General features: G+C 74.2%; 4 protein-coding genes and 1 riboswitch. Of the genes, 1 reads left to right on the plus strand and 3 read right to left on the minus strand.

What is annotated here, in order from left to right:
* From GTW40_RS28890 to GTW40_RS28900, 3 genes are all read right to left on the minus strand, one after another.
* Positions 1-810: CbiQ family ECF transporter T component (locus GTW40_RS28890; protein ID WP_161183082.1), on the minus strand; the 810-nt coding region annotated here is incomplete at its 3' end.
* On the minus strand, positions 803-1,468 hold the full coding sequence (locus GTW40_RS28895; protein WP_161183083.1) for an SCO2322 family protein: 666 nt from the start codon (positions 1,466-1,468) through the stop codon (positions 803-805). The genes GTW40_RS28890 and GTW40_RS28895, both read right to left, overlap by 8 nt.
* Positions 1,465-2,685 (minus strand): prenyltransferase/squalene oxidase repeat-containing protein, encoded by a 1,221-nt coding sequence (locus GTW40_RS28900; RefSeq protein WP_161183084.1) that lies wholly within the window; start codon positions 2,683-2,685, stop codon positions 1,465-1,467. The genes GTW40_RS28895 and GTW40_RS28900 overlap by 4 nt, the downstream gene beginning before the upstream one ends.
* Before the next feature lie 132 nt (positions 2,686-2,817).
* Positions 2,818-2,893: riboswitch (cobalamin riboswitch) on the minus strand.
* A 311-nt stretch (positions 2,894-3,204) separates the two neighbouring features.
* Between GTW40_RS28900 and GTW40_RS28905 the strand changes: the two genes are divergently transcribed.
* Positions 3,205-4,354, plus strand: a 1,150-nt coding sequence (locus GTW40_RS28905) for a glycosyltransferase family 4 protein (RefSeq protein ID WP_161183085.1), incomplete at its 3' end; no start/stop codon positions are given.

The raw sequence follows: 4,354 nt of genomic DNA on the forward strand, positions 1-4,354 counted from the left end.
GGCGGCGGCCCCGGCGAGCAGTACGGGCAGCCCGTAGGTGCCGCCCTCGGCGGTGAGCAGGCCGTACGTTCCCGCGCACACGCCCAGCAGTCCGCCGAGGGTGAGCGCGGCCGTCGTACGCCGTACCCGTGCGGGGACCTCGGCCGTGCGGCCGAAGCCGCGCGCGTCCATCGCGGCGGCCAGCGCGACCGAGCGCTCCAACGCGCCCTCAAGCACCGGCAGTCCGACCTGGAGCAGCCCCCGTACACCCCGGTCCGGGCGCCCGCGCAGCCGCCGGGCGGCGCGCAACCGCCGTACGTCCGCGATGAGATGGGGTGCGAAGGTGAGCGCGACGACCACGGCGACACCCGCCTCGTACAGCGCGCCCGGCAGCGACTTCAGCAGCCGGGCCGGACTGGACAGGGCGTTGGCCGCGCCGACGCAGATCAGCAGGGCGGCCAGCTTCAGGCCGTTGTAGCCGGAGAAGAGCAGCGCCTCGGCCGTGACCGGGCCGCCGAGCCGGATGCCCTGCGCCCAGTGCGGCAGGGGGAGTTCGGGCAGCGTGAACAGCACATGCGTACCCGGGATCGGAGAGCCGAGGAGGACCGTGAAGGCGAGGCGTACGCACAGCACGGCGACGGCCAGCTTGGCGAAGGCCGCGTAGGAACGGGCCCAGGGCGCGGCGGAGCGGTGGGTGGCCACCACATAGCCGGACGCGGCGACGAGCAGGGCCAGCAGCAGCGGGTTGGTGGTGCGGGTGGCGGCGGTGCCGAGCCCGAGGGCCCACAACCACCAGGCACCAGGGTGGAGTTGAGGGGACCGCTCAGGCATTCCGGCGCCGCCGGGCCTGCCACACCGCCGCCCCGGCGAGGACGGCGATCACACCCGCGCCGACGGGCAGCCCGAGGGAGGGGCCGCCGGAGTCCTTCTCGGCGGCCTTGTCCTTCTCCGCGGCCTTGTCGTGCTTCGCCGGTGCCTTGCCGCCCGCCGCGACCTGCTCCCCGCACCCCTGGTGCGGATAACCGGAGATGGCGCACAGCAGGGCGTTGGTGTCGTAGCGCAGCGGCTTGGCGGTCGCGGCCAGGGCCTCGGCGCTGGTCGCGTCGGGGTCGACGCGGGCGCAGGCCGTACGGACGGGCGGCGGCTTCTCGCCCGGGGGCGCGTCGGCCGGGGTGCCGAAGTCGATGACGAGCGCGACCCGCTTGGTGCCCTGCTTGGCGGGCGTGCGGGCGCAGAGGGTGGCGAAGTCCGCCGTGCCGCGCGGACGGGTCGCGTCCGCGGAGTCCTCGCTGACCGCGAACCGGAAGCCCTGTACGTCGCCGTCCTCGGGACGGGTCGTCGAGGGCCCCTGGGTCGCGTACGTCCACCGGCCGCCGGAGCGGTCCCAGAAGGACCAGTACCGGTAGCCGGTGGCGTGGGCCTGGGCGGCCCCGGCGAGGAGGAGCAGGGCCGCGACCAGGAGCGTCGCGGCACGGCGGACGACGGTCACGTCCGGTTCTTCTTCCGGCCGCTGGCCAGGAAACCGGCGCCGATACCCGCGAAGAGGCAGGAGCCCACGAACCACCAGACCTGGTGGTTCGACTTCTTCTCCTCGGCCTTGTGCGCGGCGGCGGCCTTCTTCGCCTGCTCGGGCGCCGGGCCCTGCTTGTCCAGCGCCTGGACCAGATTGGTGCCGCCGAATTCCTTCGGGTTCTCGCCGAGCGCGTGCGCGGCCAGGATCAGCTGGGCGTATGCGGCCGGGCCGCTCTGCTGCGCCCACGGACCGGCGTTCTTCGCCAGCCAGGCGTACGGAGCCTTCGCCTGAGCGCTCCAGCCGTCGGCGGCGAGCGCGACCACCGTGTCGGCGGTGTTGCCGAAGTCCGGCTGGTCCTCGGCGCCGGGCATCGCCGACATCAGGTGGCCGCTCTTGGCGACGGCACCGGCCAGGTGGGCGGCGGCGTTGTCGGCCAGCCGGCCGGGGGTGGCCTTGCCGGAGTCCGTGCAGGCGGGGGCCTTGTCGCGGGCCTTGGCGGGCTCCACCACGAAGCCCTTGCCGAGGGCGCCGAGCACGGCGGCCGCGGTGGCGTCGGCGTTGGCGGCGAGCTTGCCCTTCTTGTCCGGCTGGTAGGCGAAGGCGCCCCCGCCGTCCTTCCCGCACGGGATCGCCAGGGCGGCCAGCGCCTCGGCCGGGGCCTTGCCCTTGGCGTGCTGCTTCGCCGGGTCCAGACCGGCGGCGGTCAGCGCGCCGACGACCACGGAGGTGGAGTTGGCATCGCTCGGGGAGCCGGGGGAGTAGCCCCAGCCGCCGTCCTTGTTCTGCTGTCCCGTCAGCCACTTCGTGGCCTTGCCGACCGCGTCGTCGTGGCCGCCGAGCGCGGCGAGCGCCTGGACGGCGGCGGCGGTGCTGTTGGTGTCGGCCAGCGGGCCCTTGCCGCCGCACGGCTTGGCGTTGTCGGCGCGGAAAGCGGCGAAACCGCCGTCGGCGCACTGCTGGCCGGTCAGCCACCGCACGGCGGAGGCGGCGGGGCGCTCACCGACGGTGTGCTGGGCGAGCAGGGCCAGCGACTGGCGCCAGACGCCGTCGTAGGTGGGGTCGGCCTTGCCGAACAGCCCGGCCGGGACCGGCACCGGGGACGGCGACGGGGTCGCGTCGGCGGCCATGGCGGGCGCGGCGGTGGCCAGCACGCCTATCGCGGCGAGAGCCGCTGCACTGCGGCGGACGTTCATGGTCGGCGACTGCCTCTCCTGCAAGGAAGCCGGGCAGCGCACGGGGAACCCCCGGGCGGCTCGGCTCCGTAGACCTCGACGGTGCCGTGCGCGGCAGGGGTGCCACACACGTGAGCCGGTCACATCCCGCCGGGGCGCTCCGGCTCGCCGCCCCCTGCGGGACGGCTCACGGTTGCGGGCTCAGCGCCGGAATCGCACCGGCTTCCCCCCGTACGGGTGTATGACGACCCGGCCACTTTACCCGGCGCCCCCACCCCCCGAGGAGTGGCCGGGACCACACCGGCCGGGTGAGGACGGGCACTTTGGCGGTCCCGTCCGGGGTGGTGTCCGCGGGTGGGCCCTCCTGGCCCGGACAGCGCGGCCCGGTCTCCGGTGGTGGCGCGAATCACCTGGTCGACCGGTCACAGCCGCCCTACCAGCCGGTAGATTCGGAGCCTCCTGGATGATCAGCTGAAACTTGTTCCACATTGACGTCCCGTCGTAGTCTCGCGGGACCGCGCAGGGAGAAGGGGGCCCGGAGTGACCGCTGAGGCCAGTCAGACGGGTTCCCGACAGGACCCGGCTGCCGACGGCGGGACACCGCTGGACATCGCGCTCCTCACCTACAAGGGCAACCCCTTCTGCGGCGGACAGGGCGTCTACGTGCGCCATCTCTCCCGCGAGCTGGCCCGGCTCGGGCACCGCGTGGAGGTCATCGGCTCGCAGCCGTACCCCGTGCTCGACGAACACGAGGACTACGACGGCCGGTTGAGCCTGACCGAGCTGCCCAGCCTCGACCTCTACCGCCAGCCCGACCCCTTCCGCACCCCGAAGCGGGACGAGTACCGGGACTGGGTCGACGCGCTGGAGGTCGCCACGATGTGGACCGGCGGCTTCCCCGAGCCGCTGACCTTCTCGCTGCGCGCCCGCCGTCATCTGCGCGCCAGACGCGGCGAGTTCGACGTCGTGCACGACAACCAGACCCTGGGATACGGGCTGTTGGGCGATGTCGGCGCGCCGCTCGTCACCACGATCCACCACCCCATCACCGTGGACCGGCAGTTGGAGCTGGACGCCGCCGAGAGCCGTCAGCGCCGTCTGTCCGTGCGCCGCTGGTACGCCTTCACGCGGATGCAGAAGCGCGTCGCCCGCCGGCTGCCCTCCGTGCTCACCGTCTCCGGCAGCTCCCGCCAGGAGATCGTGGACCACCTCGGCGTCCGCGACGACCGCGTGCACGTCGTCCACATCGGCGCCGACACCGGCCTGTTCGCCCCCGACCCGGCCGTGGCCGAGGTGCCGGGCCGGATCGTCACCACCTCCAGCGCCGATGTCCCGCTCAAGGGCCTGGTGTTCCTCGTCGAGGCCCTCGCCAAGGTCCGCACCGAACACCCCGACGCCCACCTGGTCGTCGTCGGCAAGCGCCCCGAGGAGGGCCCGGTCGCCCAGGCCGTCGAGCGCTACGGCCTCGAAGGCGCCGTCGAGTTCGTCAAGGGCATCTCCGACGCCGAACTGGTCGACCTGATCCGCTCGGCCGAGGTCGCCTGCGTCCCCTCGCTGTACGAGGGCTTCTCGCTGCCCGCCGCCGAGGCCATGGCCACCGGCACCCCGCTCGTCGCCACCACCGGCGGCGCGATCCCCGAGGTCGCGGGCCGCGACGGCGAGACCTGCCTCGCCGTACCCACCGGCGACG

This window comes from Streptomyces sp. SID4985 (assembly GCF_009863025.1).
Lineage (GTDB): Bacteria > Actinomycetota > Actinomycetes > Streptomycetales > Streptomycetaceae > Streptomyces.

Excerpts from the sequence above, each read along its gene's own strand:
- GTW40_RS28900 (WP_161183084.1), bottom strand. The coding sequence starts at position 2,685 with ATGAACGTCCGCCGCAGTGCAGCGGCTCTCGCCGCGATAGGCGTGCTG.